The sequence below is a fragment of the Nocardia sp. NPDC024068 genome, from assembly GCF_040638875.1.
GTDB lineage: Bacteria > Actinomycetota > Actinomycetes > Mycobacteriales > Mycobacteriaceae > Nocardia.
Genome location: NZ_JBEZYU010000007.1, coordinates 99930 through 114530, shown reverse-complemented (window position 1 = coordinate 114530; position 14601 = coordinate 99930). Strand labels below are relative to the sequence as shown.

The window sequence follows — 14601 nt, the reverse complement described above, 5'->3', positions numbered from 1 at the left end:
ACCTGCGGATTCCACGTCGACTCGCATAGGATGCGACTTTCTCGCATCTGATGCGACCGATGGAGGTGACCGGTTTGGCGGGTTTCGGCGGTTCGGTGCCGGGTGGTGCGCGGCTGCACCTCGTCGACGGTGTGTCGTTGCTACGTCCGGAGGAGCAGGTGTTCGAGGCGATGCTGGCGGGGTTCGCCAACCAGCAGCTGGCCCGGAACCTGGCCAGAACGACCGTGGAGGGCCGGGAGAACACGGTGAAGGCGTTCACCGCCTACGTCAACGCCTTCCCGTGGCAGTGGGCTCCGGCGATGGTCGACGAATGGCTCGGTGACCTGCGGTCGCTGCGTGATCTGAAGAGGTCGACGATCCGGTCCTACTCCGAGGCGATCCGGTCGTTCTGTCACTTCATCACCGATCCGCTCTACGAGTGGCCGGAGACCTGCGAAGAACGGTTCGGCACCCACCCGATCCAGATCGTGCACGAGTGGAACACCGCGGTCCACGCCCAGGACACCGAATCCGACCCGAAGAAGCGGGCGTTCACCAAAGCCGAGCTGCACGCGTTCTTCGAGCACGCCGACAACCAAGTCGCGCGTATCCGCGCGTTCGGCCGCAAGGGCTGGCTGCCCGCGTTCCGGGACGCGACCTTGTTCAAGACCGCGTACTCGTTCGGGTTGCGGCGCAACGAGATCCGGATGCTCGACGCGGCCGACTTCGGCGTCAACCCACACGCACGCGAGTTCGGCCAGTTCGGTCGCTGCCAGGTCCGCTACGGCAAAGCGAAGAAGGGTTCACCACCGAAACGCCGGGGCGTGCTGACGGTCTGGGACTGGACCCCCGAAGTGCTCGAAGAATGGTTCACCGAGATCCGTCCGTTGTTCGGTGTCGACGGCAACCCTGCGGCCTGGCCGTCCGAGCGCGGACTGCGGATCGGCTGCCAGCGGCTGAACTCCCGTTTCGGAGCCTACCGGGACGCACTCGGCCTGGACACTGGCCTGGACCTGCACAGTCTGCGGCGCTCATATGTCACGCATCTGATCGAAGACGGCTGGGATCCTCGGTTCGTGCAGGAACAAGTCGGCCACGAGCACGCGTCCACGACCTCGATCTACACCTGCGTGTCGTCGGATTTCCGTACCCGCACCCTGCGCCGACAACTCGACGCCACCATCGCCGCCGCCTTGGACTCCCGGAAAGGGATGAACGCATGAAACGAACCGTCGGTTACACCTGGCGCCTGCGTGAGCTGATGGCCACACGCGGCAAGTTCAACGCCACCGAACTGGCCCCGTTGCTGCACGAGCGCGGCATCAACCTGTCCGCCTCCCAAGTTCACCGCCTGGTCTCGGGAACACCGGAACGGCTTTCCCTGCAAGTACTTTCGGCGCTCTGCGACATTCTCGGCTGCACCCCGGCCGACCTGGTCGCCACCTCCGCCGAGAACGCCGGGGTCAGCCGCACCGCCACCGACGACCTGGCCGGCCCGGTCCCGGCCAACGTCGCCAAGCTTCGGCCACGCGCCGCCCGGATCCTGCCGGACCTGTGAGCCCGTCCTATCGGACCACCGAGCAGTATGAGCGCTGGCACAAGGCGCACTGCGCTCGCTGCGGCCGGTTCGGCTGCTTCGCCGCGACCTGGCCCGATGGGAAGGTCTGCCGCACCTGCCACGACCGGGCGCTGAGAGTCTGCGGACGTTGCCCCGGCTGCGGCGACAACCGGCCACTGCCGGGACTGCGCCCGGTCGATCACGCACCGATCTGCGCTGACTGCGCCGGATTCGCGGTCTCCTAACACTGTTCGCGCTGCGGGCACGAAGGCAAACTTCACGGTCGACGCCTCTGCACGCGGTGCACCTTCGCCGACGAACTCGCCGATCTGCTCAGTGACGACACCGGCCGGGTCCGAACCGAACTCGCCCCGCTCGCCGCGCAGCTGCTGACAATGAGCTCGCCGCTGTCCGGGCTGTGTTGGCTCAAACACCGCAAGTGCCGCGACCGCGCGCCCGCGGATTTGCTGGCCGAACTCGGCCGCGGCGAGATCGCGTTGACCCACGAGGCATTCCACGCACTTTCGCCCTGGCGCGCGGCCGCGCACCTCGAAGAACTGTTGATGACCTGCGGCATCCTGCCCCAGGTCGACAAACAGATCTGCGCGTTCGAACGCTGGACGATCAGGCATCTGGCCGCCGTCACCGATCCGGAGCATGCCCGCTTGATCAAGCGGTTCGGCGCCTGGGACGTTGCGCCCCGGCTGCGGGCACGAGCCGAACGCAATCCACTCACCGTCAGCAGCCGGCGGGGCTTCAGCTCCCAGATCACCCAGGCGACACAGTTCCTCGGCTGGCTCGCCGAACACGACCTCGAGCTGGCCACTGCGGACAGGCCGACATCGACGCCTGGCATGTCGAACACAATGTCCACGCCCGCACCTCAATCCGCGGGTTTCTGCACTGGTGCATCGCCAACAAGCTCACCCGCCGATTCCGCCTTCCCACCGTCGTGATCGGCCCGGCAACACCGATGCCACAACAGCAGAGGATCGACCTGCTCGGCCGACTGCTTACCGAGCCCGACCAACCACTGAGGTCCCGCGTCGCGGCGGCGATCGTGCTGCTCTATGCCCAGCCCGTCAGCCGCATCGTCCGGCTCACTCTCGACGACGTGATCGTCGACAGCGGCACCGTTCGACTGCGGCTCGGTGACCCACCGTCACCGGTCCCCGGCCCAGTCGCCGAGCTGCTGCTGTCCTGGATCGACCAGCGCACCAACATGAATACCGCCACCAACCGCGAAGCCCGCTGGTTGTTCCCGGGCCGCCGCGCCGGACAACCCATGCACCCCGGAACACTCGGGGCATCGATCAAAGCCCTCGGCATTCCCAGCACCGCTGGCCGCGTCGGCGCACTGCACCAGCATGTCCTCGAACTACCCGCACCAGTCGTCGCCGACGCCCTCGGCTACCACCACAAGACAACTACCCGGGCCGCTGCCCACGCCTCGACCGACTGGTCCCGCTACGCCTCCGGCCCACGGCTTCGGTCACCCGCTAGCTGGCAACCGTCGACAACCCGCGACGATTAGTATGCGATTTCACCCGTCCGTGACCCCGTTTGGCACCGATAACGGAGACATCGAACAGTGCGGATGCTCGGTAATCTGACGGCCATGCGTTACGAAGTCCATCGGACCCGGGTGCCAGGAAGCCTTCCCTGCCGGGTGATCGCAAAACTGCAGCCACTGACATGGCGTGTGATCGTCGGTGAGGGCGTCGGACAGCTCGATGGGGGCGTCCATCAGGACTGGTTGGATGACGAACTGCCGTTCGAATTCCGCAGACCGAATGCGGTTTTCTTCGCCATCGGCCCCTACTGAGCCGGAGTCGTGCGGGCCGATCTGGACCGACTGCACCGCTTTCGCCACCGACTACCGGTGCTCGCGCCGCGGGCAAGAGGACGAGCTTCATGCACGCCGTCTCTGCACTCGCTGCCCGTCCGGTCGTCGCCGACGCTCTCGACTACCACCCACGTCACCACAACCAAGCTCGCGACCGAAATCGCGGACACCCGGAGCCGCCACATCACCGCACCCCGGTTCCGGTCCCTCGAGGGTTGGACCATCGACAACCCGCGACAGTTGAATACGCGATCTCACCAGTCCCGAACCCCTGGTAATCGCGCGAAAAACAACGAAGTTGCCTGGACCAGCGGTTACGTCCGTGGCGGGGTGCCGCTGATGATGCGGTGGATGGTGGCTCGGCTGCCGCGACACAGCGGATGTCCGATTCGTTCAATCCTGGCCCAAGGCCGACTACATAGGTTGACTGCTTGGGAATTCGAGGCGTTCGAGGAGGCTTCGGGTTGCTCGGTCCCGCTTCTGGCTTCGTGGCCGATCATCCGTGGCGGCTTCAGGTGGTTGGCGTCCCGGCCGCAGGCGCGCGAGGCCGCTACACCACCATGATCTGAGGAGGAAAGTTGCGGATCGGAATCGGTCTGCCCGCCGCTGTACCGGGAAGCGATCCCACAGCGATCGGTGACTGGGCCGCCGCGAGTGAGGCGCGTGGTTTCCACTCGCTCGCCGTGATCGACCGGCTGGTTTACGACAATCTGGACCCACTTGTGGCCTTGGCTGCCGCGGCGGCGCGCACCGAGCGAATCGAATTGCTGACCACTGTGCTCAATACGGGCTATCGGCGTAACCCGATCGTCCTGGCCAAGCAGATCGACTCCCTGGAACGCCTTTCCGGCGGACGTCTCACAGTGGGGCTGGGTATGGGCGGCTGGCCGGAGGATTATGCCGTCAGCGAGGTCACCCTGGCCGGTCGGGGGGCCGCGTTCGAGAGTGCGCTGGCTGCGATGCGCACGGTGTGGCGGGGCGAGGTGTCGGGTGCCTCGGGACCTGTGCCCGCTTTGCCGCCGGGCCGGCCCGGCGTCCTGCTCGCCGGGGTGGTGCCCGCAGGTTTCGCCAGGGCTGCCGCGCTGTCCGGCGGCTGGGTGGCGCCGTCGTTCGGTCGTCAGACCCTGCACGCAGGTATCGAGGCCGTGCACCGGGAGTGGAGTCGCGCCCGGCGTCCCGGCCGGCCGCGGGTGGTCGTGGAGCGCTACTTCTGCCTCGGTCCGGGCGCCGCCGAGATCGCCGAGGCGTACGTGAAGCATTACTACGGCGCCGAATATGTAGAGCAGATCCGGCCCGATATCCTCGGCGACGAAACCCATCTCCGCAACGAAATCGACCACCTCACCGAGGCCGGAGCCGATGACCTGCTGCTGTTCCCCAGTACCGGAGCGCTGGAGCAGATCGATCTGCTCGCCGAAGCGCTCGGCGGGTTCGTGGGGTGAAGGAAGACCACACGCAGTCGCAGCCGTGAGCGAGGTGACCGGGGTCGCCCGGTGCGATCCTGCGGCGCCTGCTGCCGGCCATGCCTGTCAGCCGACCGATCGGAACACCGCCCGGCGCTCTGAGGCAACCCCGGGCGCGAGTGCGTCAGGCTCTGAAACCATCCGCTACATGAACCAGCGGATGCCATAAAAGGAACAGGCAACCGCATGCGACACGGGCACTGAGCAATAATGGAGGTTCGGTGAACTGCGGCAAATTGCGGCCGAGAGGTGGTGAGAACAGTGGATCGAACTCTGCCCGGTCGGCCCGCCGACAGCGAGGGTCTCGAGGACGGACACAGTCACTACCGTGAGATCGCCTTCGCCGGATCGAGCACCGGGTTTCTGTGCAGGTGGACCCATCGGGTCGGCGGCGGTGCCCAGCGCGTGATTCCGGACAACCACGCCGACTTCATCGTGAGCAGTACCGGCCGGAGCTGGCTCGTCGGCCCCGCCACGACGGTCGACCTGCCGGCGCTGTCGCCGGGAACGGTTCTGCATGGCGCGCGTATTCACACGGCAGCGTTGCGCTCGGTGACCGGCGTGGCGGGTTCCGAGCTGCGGGACACGGCGATGGCGGTAGACGACCTGTTGCCCGGTCGGGTCGCTCGCGCGCTCGTCGGCAGTCTCGGCGCGGGTGAATTCGACGAGCTGACAGCGCACTCGTTGTGGCCGTGCCTCACCGTCGATCCGCGAGTGGAGAAGGCGGTCGAGTTGCTGACCGCGGCGACAACGACAGTCGACACCGTTGCCGATCGTGTCGCGCTCACACCTCGTCATCTGCGGCGACTGGTCGAACAGGAGACCGGGCTGACCCCGAAGACACTTCAGGTCGTGGGCCGGCTACAGCGGGCGGTCCGGCTGGCTCGCCGGGCGCCGGACGCCACGCTGTCGATGGTGGCGGTCACGGTGGGTTACGCCGACCAGGCGCACCTCAGCCGTGACACGCGACGAATGACCGGGCTCACCCCGGGTTCGCTGCTGGGCTGACTCCGCCGTGGACGCGGATCGTTCGTAGTAGACCACCGGGTGGTGTCGACGCCATATCCACGCGTGTTCCCGGCGTAGCGGCTCGAGCAGCGCCAACCGGAGGCCTCCCACCCGACCCTCCGGAAGGCGATCGCTCAGGGCAAGGGAGCGAACAAATCGACGGTATTGCCATCCGGATCGTGGACAATGGCGTAGCGCTGTCCCCAGACGGCGTCCCACGGCTCCTTATGGCCGTGGAAACCCGCTGCGACGACGGTCTTGTACAGTGCGTCGACATCGGACGGGCTCGCGGTCGCGAACGCGAGGGCCACCGGGTGCCCGCCGGCCGCCTGGGTGAAGTCGGGATCGAAGCTCCTGATCGTGTCGAGGGTGTCCCAGGCAAGCCGCAGTCCGTTCGGGAGTACGACCTCGACATGGGGTTCGCTGCCACTGATCTCGGGTGTTTCGATGCCGAGAGCACGGTAGAAGGCGACCGATCGGGCCAGGTCGGTGGTGACGATACCGATGAGGTCGAGAGAGACAGCCATGGTTCAGCCTTTCGTCAGCGGTGCGATGTTGTGGTTGACGCGGAAGAGGTTGTGCGGGTCCACGCGGTTCTTGACCGCGTGGAGCAGTTGCAGGTCAGCGGCACTGAAGGCGGCTGCCACCACGGCCGGGTCGGTGTGAGCACCGAGGAAATTCAGCATGCTGCCCCTGTCGAGGCGGCGGAATCGGTTTCGGGCCGAAGCGTGTAGGGCCCGGTCGGCATCGTGGCGGGGGTCGATGGCCGAGCTGAGGTACACCGTGAATTCGGCGTCGCGTCCGCCCACGACATTCGGTACCTCCGGCGGTTTCCGGTACGCGCCGCCATGGTGTCGCAGTTCGAAACCGAGCGGTTCGGCGGCATCCGTCCCGGCGACCGCTAGAATGCTGTCGACATCGGCTTCTTCGAGAGGTCCGCTGTAGAAACCGGATTCGTGCACCGTGTACCGCCCGACCGGTTCGTGATGGACCATCCCGATCTCGGTGTAGCGCATCGGCCGCACCGTGTCGAGAACCGGCGGCCCGACCTCCCGAATCGCCGCGAGCAGCGACTCTGCCTCCCCGGATGGGCCGAAATACGCGATGCGCAGCTGTGCGATATAACGCCCCCGCAGCTCCGGGCGAATATCGGGATGATCCGGGTAGCCGAGCAGGAAGATCGATGTGGCGAGGGTGTTCGGAAGGTCGGCGGTCCAGCGGACATACCGGTTCAGCAACTCCCGCGCGTGCTCGGCCGAAAAGTAGAGGCTGCCGCCGTAGAAACCGGTCACCGGGAAGAGATCGATCTCGATTCCGGTGGCGATCCCGAAATTGTCCTTGCCGCCGCGGACCACGCGGAACAGCTCCGGATCCGTGGCCGGGGAGATCGTGCGAACCACGGCGTCGGCGGTGACCAGTTCGATGGAGTGCACGTGGTCCGCCGCGTATCCGTACTGACGGCCCAGCATCCCGACGCCGCCACCGAGGACGTACCCCATCACCCCGACGTGTGGACTCGACCCGTTCAACGGCGCCAAGCCGTGCTCGGCCGCGGCGGTGATCACCTCGCGCCAGCGGGCGCCGGCGCCGACCCACGCCCGGCGCCGGACAGGGTCGATCGTGACGCGGGACAGCCGCCGTGTGGTCACGAGAACACCGTCAGCGGCCCGCGACATTCCGTGCCCGGTGGACTGAACCGCGACCGACAGGCCCCGCTCGCGCGCGAAAGTCACCGCGTCCGCCACATCGGCCGGCGACGCGACGGGACACACCACCCGCGGGTGGTGGACGACCGAGCAATTGTCGGTGCTCAACTCGTTGCGATAGCACTCGTCGGAAGGGGACAGCCAGGTCGTCATCCGGGACATACGCATTCGCCGTGGCCCGGACGGCCGGGTGAGAAAAGGACTGCGAACGACGACAGCGCACTGAGCAGGCGGGCGGTGTCACCCATGAGAACCGAGTTTGGATACACATTCCAGACGATATGGGCACAACCACTGCCGGTCTTGTACGAAACGGACACCACTGCAGCCGGACAGCTTTGGCTTTGGTCGCCGTCACCCCCCTCACGGCGGCCGCCAACGGGCGGCCGATAGTGCTCACCACGACCGAGTTCGACCGGTTCGCCCGCAACATGGCCGATTACTACCGGAACCCCCACCGACGCCATCGATGAACTACGCCGCCTCGGCGGCGCGCAGCCCGAAACCGACCCCTTCGTCTTCCGGGTCGAGCTGGCCAAACAACTCACCGGCGACGCCGCCGCAGGCGCCGAGCTGACCTTGCCCCTACCCCGATCCTCGACCTCGACGGATTCGCCGCACTGCCACCGGTGCGCCTTATCCCCATACCCAGCCAGGTCGCGGACAAAATCTGCGCCGTGACCGCCCGATACGGTGTCACTCTCCAGCCCTCCAGTCGATGGCGTGACCTCGCTGACCTTTGTCCGATCGTCGAGAGCTTCGCCTTCGATGCCGCCGAAACCCATACCGCCCTCGATATCCAGCGACACCGTCGCGGCCTCGACCTACCCACCGCACTGCGCGCGCCCGGCCCCGAATGGGAACGCGCCTACCCCGCCATGGCCGAAGAAACCAGCCTGCCCGAAGAACGCCACGACCTCGGCACCGCTCTCGGCTTCATCGGCGCCGCTCTCAACCCCCTGCTCGACGGCACCCGCACCCACGGTCGCTGGAACCCTCACACCCATACCTGGGACCCACAATGACCCCGGCCCCGCCCTCGTCGATGGGGCAACTACCCCGGTGAACGCCATCCGACCGGCCTGACCCGCCGAGCCGGCACCGAGATCGCCGAGGCTGCACCTTCCGGTCGCCCACGGCATTCGGGTTACCAGCTACGGTGCGGTGCCGGACGGTCGCTCCTGCTCGGGCAGGGTGGTGATCGCGTGGACCGGGCAGTCGAGTAGCGCCCGGGTGACGGCGGGCTCCTCGGCGGAGTCGAGTGTCGGATCACCAGCCAGGACGGCGTAGCCCCAATCGTCGAGAGGGAAGCGGTCGGGGGCGTGTCTGGCGCAGATCCCGAACCCGTCGCAGCGGGTGCGGTCCAGTTTGATCTTCACAGCAACGCCTCCGTTTCGACCCGGAAGGGGGCATGGTCGGTGGTGGGGCCGACCGCGCAGTCCGGGCACCGGTTGTCGAGATGGGCCGCCACTTCCGGAGCGAATCGATCGAGCAGTCCCGCGGCGGTGTTGCAGGCGGCATCCAGGGTGCCGCAGGCGCCGCGGCCGCGCAGTACGGTCGACCAGCGGCGCAACCGCCGCAGATCGTCGGGGGCGGCCCGGCCCTCGGCCAGCGCGGTGGTGGCGGCCGCCATCGCGGCGGTGCCGTTGAAACACGACCCGCACTGTCCGGCGTTCTCCCGGTCGAAGTAGTTCAGGACGCTCGCCGCGACCGCCACCGGGCATTCCTCGGTGATCACGGACAGCGCGCCGCAGCCCAGGCCCACACCGGCCCGGCGCAGGGTTTCGTGATCGAGGGTGAGGTCGAGCACGCTACGGTCCAGGAGGCCCGTGAAGTATCCGCCGATCAGTGCGCCGCGCACCGCCGCGGGTGATACTCCGTGCAGCGCGAGGAGTTCGCCGACCGGGAGGCCGTGCGGCAGTTCGTAGAGCACGGGCTCGCGGTTCGCGACCGTCACGGTGGACAGGAAGGTCCCCGGGGACATGGCGGTGCCGGCAGCCCGGTAGGCGTCGGCGCCCCACCGGTCCAGGAAGGGCAGATTCGCGAGTGTTTCGACATTGCCGATCAGTGTCGGCAGACCGGCCACACCCGATTCGAACGGGCGGGGCGGTTTGTCGGTGGGTTTGGCGGGACCGCCGTTGATCGCCTGGACGGCGGCCGATTCCTCACCCGCCACGTAGCCGGGTTCGACCTGTATCACCGCCAGTTCCGGGCCCTCCGGGAGCGCGCCGCCGAGTTCGTCGAGAGCGGCCTGGACCGTCCGGGCCGATTCGGGATCGGAGACGTAGACATAACCGCGCCGGGCACCCACCAGCAGGGCGGCCAGCCGGATACCGTCGAGGACCAGATGCGGCCGGTTGCGTAGCAGCCAGCGATCCTTGAACGACGCGGGTTCGCCCTCTTCGCCGTTGGCCACCAGCACCGCTTCGGTCCAGCCCGCCGGCATTCCGGCGCCCGCCCGGGTTCCCGAGCGGACCGCCCCGACCTTCACCGCGAACGGGAACCCGGCGCCGCCGCGGCCCCGCAGCCCGCTCTGCTCGACCGCGGCGGCCAGCGCCTGCACCGAACCCACCGGGCGGTAGCCGCCGCGGTCCCGGTACTCGTACGCGGTTTCCACCCCGTCGCCGATCCGGAGCAGGCGTGGATCGCTGCCGGGGTACGGAACCACCGTCAGGCCACCGGCCGACGAGAAGGTGTGCTGCATCATCCCTCCTGGGTGAGGTCGGGTCCGGAAGCGCCCGAAGCGGCTCCGGCGGCCCTCGAAACGGGCTCGGCCCGGGGGCCGCGCGTACTAGGCTGATCCGCATGCGAACTGCGGTGCTGCGGGTGAACATCGATCCGGCGGGTGGGCTCACCGCCGAATCCCTGACCCGCGGTATGGCCGAATTGGCGGACGCCCTCGCCGAGGTGGGCGGGCAGCTGCTGGACAAGGATCTGGGCGCGATGCCGCCGTCTCGGCGGGAAGTGCAGGTGCTGCTGGACAGCGCCGACGCGGCGGCCGATACGCAGCGGATCACCGCCCTGTGCGCGCGGGTGTTCGGTACCGACGCGGCCCCGGGCGTGATCACCTATGTCAGCCGCGGCACCGACGACGACGCGCACGGTGTGCTCGCCGGGTTCGGCCTCGCCGGGGAGATCATCCGGGTGCCGGGCACCGAGGGTTACGACGTCCTGCGGGTGCGGCTGCGGGAAGCCGATCTGGAACGCGTCCCGGAGAGCCGGATCCACACCGCGCTGGAGGCCTCGACCAACTGCGAGGTCGTCATCCACACGGTCTGATGCCGCGCTGATCATCGGTCGCCCAGGAACTTCAGGATCTCCGGCGCGGCCAGCACCCAGGTGTCGAACATGTTGTACTGCTTCACCAGTCCCTGCGCCCGCTGCTCCATCGCGCGTTCCCAGGCGTCCTCGGGCCACGGGGGATCGATGAGGGTGGAGCCCTCGATCAGGCAGCTCACCTCGAGCGATGTCCGTTTGGGATGGTCCAGATCGTGGGCGCCGCCGCGGATGATGAGGGTGGGGACCCGGATCCGCTCGAACATCTCGTCGTCCACGCCGGGGATCGTCTGACCCGGTTTCGGTACGTAGGCGTTGAGCCAGCGCAGCGAGAGTTTGATGAATTCGTCCGCGTCGAGGTCGCGGAGGCGCTGTTCGTTGTCCGGGTTCTCCGCGATCAGCTCCCGCCACTCCCGCATCCGCACCAGGCCTTCGACGCCCAGGCCCCGGACCGTCTGCAGACTCGGCAGGACGTAGTAGGCCCCGAGGTTGAAGGTGCCGTAGACGCCGCCGACGATATTCCACAGCACCAGGTCGGTGACCAGTTCCGGGTAGAGCATGGTGGTCAGCATCGAATCCCGGGCGCCGCCGGATCCGCCGGCCAGGATCACCGGTCCGGTGCCGAGTTCGGTGAGCAGGCCGTACAGGGTCTCGGCGCGCATATGCGATTCGGTCGGCCCGTAGAACTGGACGTCCGAGGCGCCGCAGTTGGGCCGGTCCCACAGCAGGACCCGATGACCGCCGTCGACGAGGGCCTCGGCCAGGGGCCGCAGCCCGGGGATATCCTTGCTGTAGCGACCTCCGGGCGTGAGCACGATGAGTTCGCCTGTCGTGCCGAGTATCTCGTAGACGACCTTGCCGCCGTTCACCGTTACCGCGGGCATACCTCAACTCCTGAAAGGTCTCGCCGAGGGCGGGCCGTGGCAGCCCTCGCGTCACCGGGCCGAGGGCGGCCCGGTCGTTTCTCGTGCTGTCGGGTTCCGCCGGTTCAGGCGGTGACCAGGACGTCGGCTCCCACCACGCGAACCGGGTAGGTGCGGATACTCCATTCGGGCTTGACCGCGGTGGTGCCGGTCGCGAGTTCGAATCCCCACTGATGCCACGGGCAGTAGATGAACTCGTTGTCCCGCACCATCACCGAATCACCGGGAACCGATTCGTCGACCACGGTGCGCCCGCGGGCGCGGCCCGCGCACAGCGGGCCGCCCTCGTGCGGGCAGTAGTTGGCGATGGCGTAGAAGGTGCCGTTGACGTTGTAGACCCCGACCCCGTGCCGCCCGATCGGGACCACCTTCGACGATCCGGGTGGGATCTCGTCCACGGTGGCGACCACATGTTCGCGACCCTGCGCGAGTCGTGGTGGATCGACCCGATCCGCCGCCGAATTCCCCTCCACCGGGGTGGGGCTCGTACCGGGTGCGCCGGTGTTCTCCGCCATCAGTGGACCCGCATCTGTCCGGGCAGCGCCGGCACGGTTTCGGGCAGGTGGTAGGTCTCGATCCCGTTGCGGAACATGACCTTCTCGCGAGCCGCGGGCGGCAGATGCTTCACCAGCCAGCGCGGATCGTCGAAGGTCCAGTGCGGGTAGTCCGAGGAGTACAGCAGGATCTTGTCCGCCTCCATCCATTCGAACGCCCGGGTGAGTTCGGTCTTGTCCTCCGGGTAGTCCAGCGGCTGGGTGGTGAACCTGATGTGCTCCTTGACGTATTCGGAGGGTTTGCGGGTGATCGACATGAACGAACCCCGGGCCTCGTAGATGGCGTCCATCCGCCACATCAACGGCAGGATCCAGGTGAACGCGTGTTCGACGAAGACGATGCGCAGCGCCGGGAAACGATCGAAGACCCCGTCGAAGATCAGGCTCATCACCTGGTTCGCGGCCAGCAACGAGTAGGTCACCATGAAATCGTGGTTGTAGCTGGGGAAACCGACCGGCGGCATGGGCATGGTCTCGTAGGCGCCGCGGCTGAGATGACAGCTCACCGGGAGGTCGTGCTTCACCGCCGCCGCCCAGATCGGGTCGTAGCGGGCGTCGCCCCAGGAGGGCCGGGGTTCGGCCTTGATCAGGATCTGCGCCATATAGGGGTGCCCGGCCCAGTGCTCGATCTCGGCGACCGCGGTGCTCGGATCGTCGATGGCCACACAGATCGAGCCGCGCCAGCGCTGATGCCAGTTGTTGTGCGAATCCAGCCAGTGCGCGTCGAGCCAGCCGTTGACCCCGGTCGCCATCGCGGCGGTGGCCTCCGGCAGGCGGGTCGCCTTGACCGTGGGCTCCAGGATCACGATATCGGAGCCGGCGTCCATGATGAGCTGCCGGAACGCCATATCGGGGTCGCTGCCGGGGAATTCACCGTTCTCCGGGAAGGTGTCGACCCGCATCGCCTTCGAATGCGCGTAGTCGGGCGCGTCGTAGATGATGGTGTCGCCGACACGGTGACTGAGAAAGAACGACGTGCGCCACGGTTCCGGGATATGTTCCACCAGATCGCCCCGCCGGGGGACCGGGTGCACATCGGAATCGACGACGCGTACCGGAACCAGTTCCGTGGAAGGAACCCGCGTCCGGTCCTGTGCCATGGTCATAGCGCCTCCTAGAGCACCATCGCGGAAAGATCCGACCGGGCCTGCCGCATCAGCCGACCGCGGTGACGGCATCTATATCGATGCTGTACAGCCGCGCGGCATTGCGCCAGCAGAGTTTTTCCCGCTGTTCGGCCGTGAGCGCCGCCGGCAAGGTGTCGATATCGCCACCGTGCCAATGCGGATAGCTGGAGCCGAACATCACCATCTCGTCCTTGCCGGTGAAGTCCAGCCATTCCGCTCCGAACGGGGCATCGCCGGGACCGTCGATCGTGGCATGGACGAAATAGATGTGTCCGGGCAGGTAGTCGCTGGGCATCCGGGGCGCCCAGGGGGTCTGCTCGAGGTGCGGCCGGCCGAAAGTGTCCATCCGCCAGGTGAACGGGGTCAGCAGATCGGCACCGCCGTCGGCCCAGACGAATTTCAGGTCCGGGTACCGTTCGAATACGCCCTCGGCGATCATGTTCATCAGGTGATAGATGTAGTTCAGCCCCATGAACCCGTAGTACTGCTCGTAGGTCCGGGGGTGCCCGGAGGGCGTGGGCGGCAGGCCGATACTCTCGCCGGTCTCGATATGGGCCGCCACCGGCAGGTTCGCCGCCGCGGCGGCCTCCCACAGCGGCCAGAACTGCGGTTTCCCGTACAGTTCGCGCGATTGCAGCGGGATGCCGAGCTGCACGATCCGCGGATGATCGCCCAGGCGGTCGATTTCGCGCAGCGCGCCGCTGATGTCCTCGGGGTTCACCCGCAGGGTGCCCCGGAAGCGTTCGTGATGGGTACCGCTGTCCAGCCAGCGCGACACCATCATGTCGTTGTGGGCGGACAGGACCGCCGTGGTGAGGTGGCGGTCGGGCAGGATACCGCGGGTCATCGGGTGCAGTACCGCCACATCGACACCGCGTTCGCCGAACAGCTGATCTCCGACGAACTCCGGATCCGAGCCCGGATATCCGCGCTGCGGTCCGCGCGCGCCTTTGACGTATTCCCCGCCCGGCGCCCCGTACCAGTCCATTTCGGCGTCGGGGATACCGCGGCTCTTGAACGGTTCGTTCAGGAACGTACGCATATCGTCGTTCGAGCGGAAGAAGATGTGCACGCTGGTATCGATCACCGGGGTGCGGGTGCCGTCGGGCAGATCCTTCATGGCGATACCTCGTCGGAAACAGGAGTACCGGCCGAACCCCG

The 14601-nt window shown here is 67.4% G+C and carries 17 protein-coding genes; 9 read left to right on the top strand and 8 right to left on the bottom strand.

All coding sequences use genetic code 11. The features are described 5' to 3' along the window. Positions 1-59 precede the first annotated feature (59 nt). From AB0F41_RS10090 to AB0F41_RS10060, 7 genes are all read left to right on the top strand, one after another. Entirely contained in the window at positions 60-1202 is a 1143-nt protein-coding gene (locus AB0F41_RS10090; protein WP_357422434.1) for a site-specific integrase, read from the top strand. Beyond that, positions 1199-1537 (top strand): helix-turn-helix transcriptional regulator, encoded by a 339-nt coding sequence (locus AB0F41_RS10085; protein ID WP_327147640.1) that lies wholly within the window; start codon positions 1199-1201, stop codon positions 1535-1537. The genes AB0F41_RS10090 and AB0F41_RS10085 overlap by 4 nt, the downstream gene beginning before the upstream one ends. A gap of 395 nt (positions 1538-1932) precedes the next feature. After that, a complete protein-coding gene (locus AB0F41_RS10080; protein ID WP_357422433.1) occupies positions 1933-2493 on the top strand; it encodes a hypothetical protein in 561 nt (186 codons plus the stop codon). Between the two features lie 17 nt (positions 2494-2510). Then, entirely contained in the window at positions 2511-3071 is a 561-nt protein-coding gene (locus tag AB0F41_RS10075) for a hypothetical protein (RefSeq protein WP_357422432.1), read from the top strand. An 84-nt stretch (positions 3072-3155) separates the two neighbouring features. After that, entirely contained in the window at positions 3156-3362 is a 207-nt protein-coding gene (locus AB0F41_RS10070; RefSeq protein ID WP_327147638.1) for a hypothetical protein, read from the top strand. Between the two features lie 599 nt (positions 3363-3961). Continuing rightward, positions 3962-4825 carry an LLM class flavin-dependent oxidoreductase gene (locus AB0F41_RS10065; RefSeq protein ID WP_357422431.1) on the top strand — a complete coding sequence of 288 codons (864 nt, stop codon included), beginning with the start codon at positions 3962-3964 and terminating at the stop codon, positions 4823-4825. Positions 4826-5107: 282 nt separating this feature from the next. Continuing rightward, on the top strand, positions 5108-5854 hold the full coding sequence (locus AB0F41_RS10060; RefSeq protein WP_357422430.1) for a helix-turn-helix domain-containing protein: 747 nt from the start codon (positions 5108-5110) through the stop codon (positions 5852-5854). Positions 5855-5988: 134 nt separating this feature from the next. Here AB0F41_RS10060 and AB0F41_RS10055 read toward each other — a convergent pair whose 3' ends face one another. Beyond that, positions 5989-6381, bottom strand: coding sequence for a VOC family protein (locus AB0F41_RS10055; protein WP_357422429.1), 393 nt, complete (start codon positions 6379-6381; stop codon positions 5989-5991). A gap of 3 nt (positions 6382-6384) precedes the next feature. Beyond that, entirely contained in the window at positions 6385-7713 is a 1329-nt protein-coding gene (locus AB0F41_RS10050) for an FAD-binding oxidoreductase (protein WP_357422502.1), read from the bottom strand. Between the two features lie 440 nt (positions 7714-8153). Here AB0F41_RS10050 and AB0F41_RS10045 point away from each other — a divergent pair, with 440 nt between their 5' ends. Then, positions 8154-8585: a nucleotidyl transferase AbiEii/AbiGii toxin family protein gene (locus AB0F41_RS10045; protein WP_357422501.1), complete on the top strand. Its 432-nt coding sequence runs from the start codon at positions 8154-8156 to the stop codon at positions 8583-8585. 129 nt (positions 8586-8714) lie between these two features. Here AB0F41_RS10045 and AB0F41_RS10040 read toward each other — a convergent pair whose 3' ends face one another. Together AB0F41_RS10040 and AB0F41_RS10035 are read right to left on the bottom strand one after the other, a co-directional pair. After that, the gene (locus AB0F41_RS10040; protein ID WP_357422428.1) at positions 8715-8939 is read right to left on the bottom strand and encodes a ferredoxin; all 225 of its coding nucleotides are present in this window, start codon (positions 8937-8939) and stop codon (positions 8715-8717) included. After that, the gene (locus AB0F41_RS10035; RefSeq protein WP_357422427.1) at positions 8936-10264 is read right to left on the bottom strand and encodes an NADH-ubiquinone oxidoreductase-F iron-sulfur binding region domain-containing protein; all 1329 of its coding nucleotides are present in this window, start codon (positions 10262-10264) and stop codon (positions 8936-8938) included. The genes AB0F41_RS10040 and AB0F41_RS10035 overlap by 4 nt, the downstream gene beginning before the upstream one ends. A 101-nt stretch (positions 10265-10365) precedes the next feature. On the opposite strand from AB0F41_RS10035, the gene AB0F41_RS10030 reads away from it, so the two are divergent. Beyond that, positions 10366-10839, top strand: a complete 474-nt coding sequence (locus AB0F41_RS10030) for a hypothetical protein (RefSeq protein ID WP_357422426.1) — start codon at positions 10366-10368, stop codon at positions 10837-10839. Positions 10840-10850: 11 nt separating this feature from the next. On the opposite strand, the gene AB0F41_RS10025 is transcribed toward AB0F41_RS10030, so the two are convergent. The 4 genes from AB0F41_RS10025 to AB0F41_RS10010 all read right to left on the bottom strand — a co-directional run bounded on the left by AB0F41_RS10025 (position 10851) and on the right by AB0F41_RS10010 (position 14560). Then, on the bottom strand, positions 10851-11720 hold the full coding sequence (locus AB0F41_RS10025) for an alpha/beta hydrolase (protein WP_357422425.1): 870 nt from the start codon (positions 11718-11720) through the stop codon (positions 10851-10853). A gap of 104 nt (positions 11721-11824) precedes the next feature. Continuing rightward, positions 11825-12274, bottom strand: a complete 450-nt coding sequence (locus tag AB0F41_RS10020) for a Rieske 2Fe-2S domain-containing protein (protein WP_357422424.1) — start codon at positions 12272-12274, stop codon at positions 11825-11827. Next, the gene (locus AB0F41_RS10015; protein WP_357422423.1) at positions 12274-13419 is read right to left on the bottom strand and encodes an amidohydrolase family protein; all 1146 of its coding nucleotides are present in this window, start codon (positions 13417-13419) and stop codon (positions 12274-12276) included. Before AB0F41_RS10015 ends, AB0F41_RS10020 begins: the two co-directional genes overlap by 1 nt. 49 nt (positions 13420-13468) lie before the next feature. Continuing rightward, on the bottom strand, positions 13469-14560 hold the full coding sequence (locus tag AB0F41_RS10010; RefSeq protein ID WP_357422422.1) for an amidohydrolase family protein: 1092 nt from the start codon (positions 14558-14560) through the stop codon (positions 13469-13471). Positions 14561-14601 lie beyond the last annotated feature (41 nt).

What these genes read in the sequence shown, in the direction of transcription:
- AB0F41_RS10090 (WP_357422434.1), top strand. Translation starts at nt 60, where the DNA reads ATGGAGGTGACCGGTTTGGCGGGTTTCGGCGGTTCGGTGCCGGGTGGT.
- AB0F41_RS10085 (WP_327147640.1), top strand. Translation starts at nt 1,199, where the DNA reads ATGAAACGAACCGTCGGTTACACCTGGCGCCTGCGTGAGCTGATGGCC.
- AB0F41_RS10080 (WP_357422433.1), top strand. Translation starts at nt 1,933, where the DNA reads ATGAGCTCGCCGCTGTCCGGGCTGTGTTGGCTCAAACACCGCAAGTGC.
- AB0F41_RS10075 (WP_357422432.1), top strand. Translation starts at nt 2,511, where the DNA reads ATGCCACAACAGCAGAGGATCGACCTGCTCGGCCGACTGCTTACCGAG.
- AB0F41_RS10070 (WP_327147638.1), top strand. Translation starts at nt 3,156, where the DNA reads ATGCGTTACGAAGTCCATCGGACCCGGGTGCCAGGAAGCCTTCCCTGC.
- AB0F41_RS10055 (WP_357422429.1), bottom strand. Translation starts at nt 6,381, where the DNA reads ATGGCTGTCTCTCTCGACCTCATCGGTATCGTCACCACCGACCTGGCC.
- AB0F41_RS10050 (WP_357422502.1), bottom strand. Translation starts at nt 7,713, where the DNA reads ATGACGACCTGGCTGTCCCCTTCCGACGAGTGCTATCGCAACGAGTTG.
- AB0F41_RS10035 (WP_357422427.1), bottom strand. Translation starts at nt 10,264, where the DNA reads ATGCAGCACACCTTCTCGTCGGCCGGTGGCCTGACGGTGGTTCCGTAC.
- AB0F41_RS10030 (WP_357422426.1), top strand. Translation starts at nt 10,366, where the DNA reads ATGCGAACTGCGGTGCTGCGGGTGAACATCGATCCGGCGGGTGGGCTC.
- AB0F41_RS10025 (WP_357422425.1), bottom strand. Translation starts at nt 11,720, where the DNA reads ATGCCCGCGGTAACGGTGAACGGCGGCAAGGTCGTCTACGAGATACTC.
- AB0F41_RS10020 (WP_357422424.1), bottom strand. Translation starts at nt 12,274, where the DNA reads ATGGCGGAGAACACCGGCGCACCCGGTACGAGCCCCACCCCGGTGGAG.
- AB0F41_RS10015 (WP_357422423.1), bottom strand. Translation starts at nt 13,419, where the DNA reads ATGACCATGGCACAGGACCGGACGCGGGTTCCTTCCACGGAACTGGTT.
- AB0F41_RS10010 (WP_357422422.1), bottom strand. Translation starts at nt 14,560, where the DNA reads ATGAAGGATCTGCCCGACGGCACCCGCACCCCGGTGATCGATACCAGC.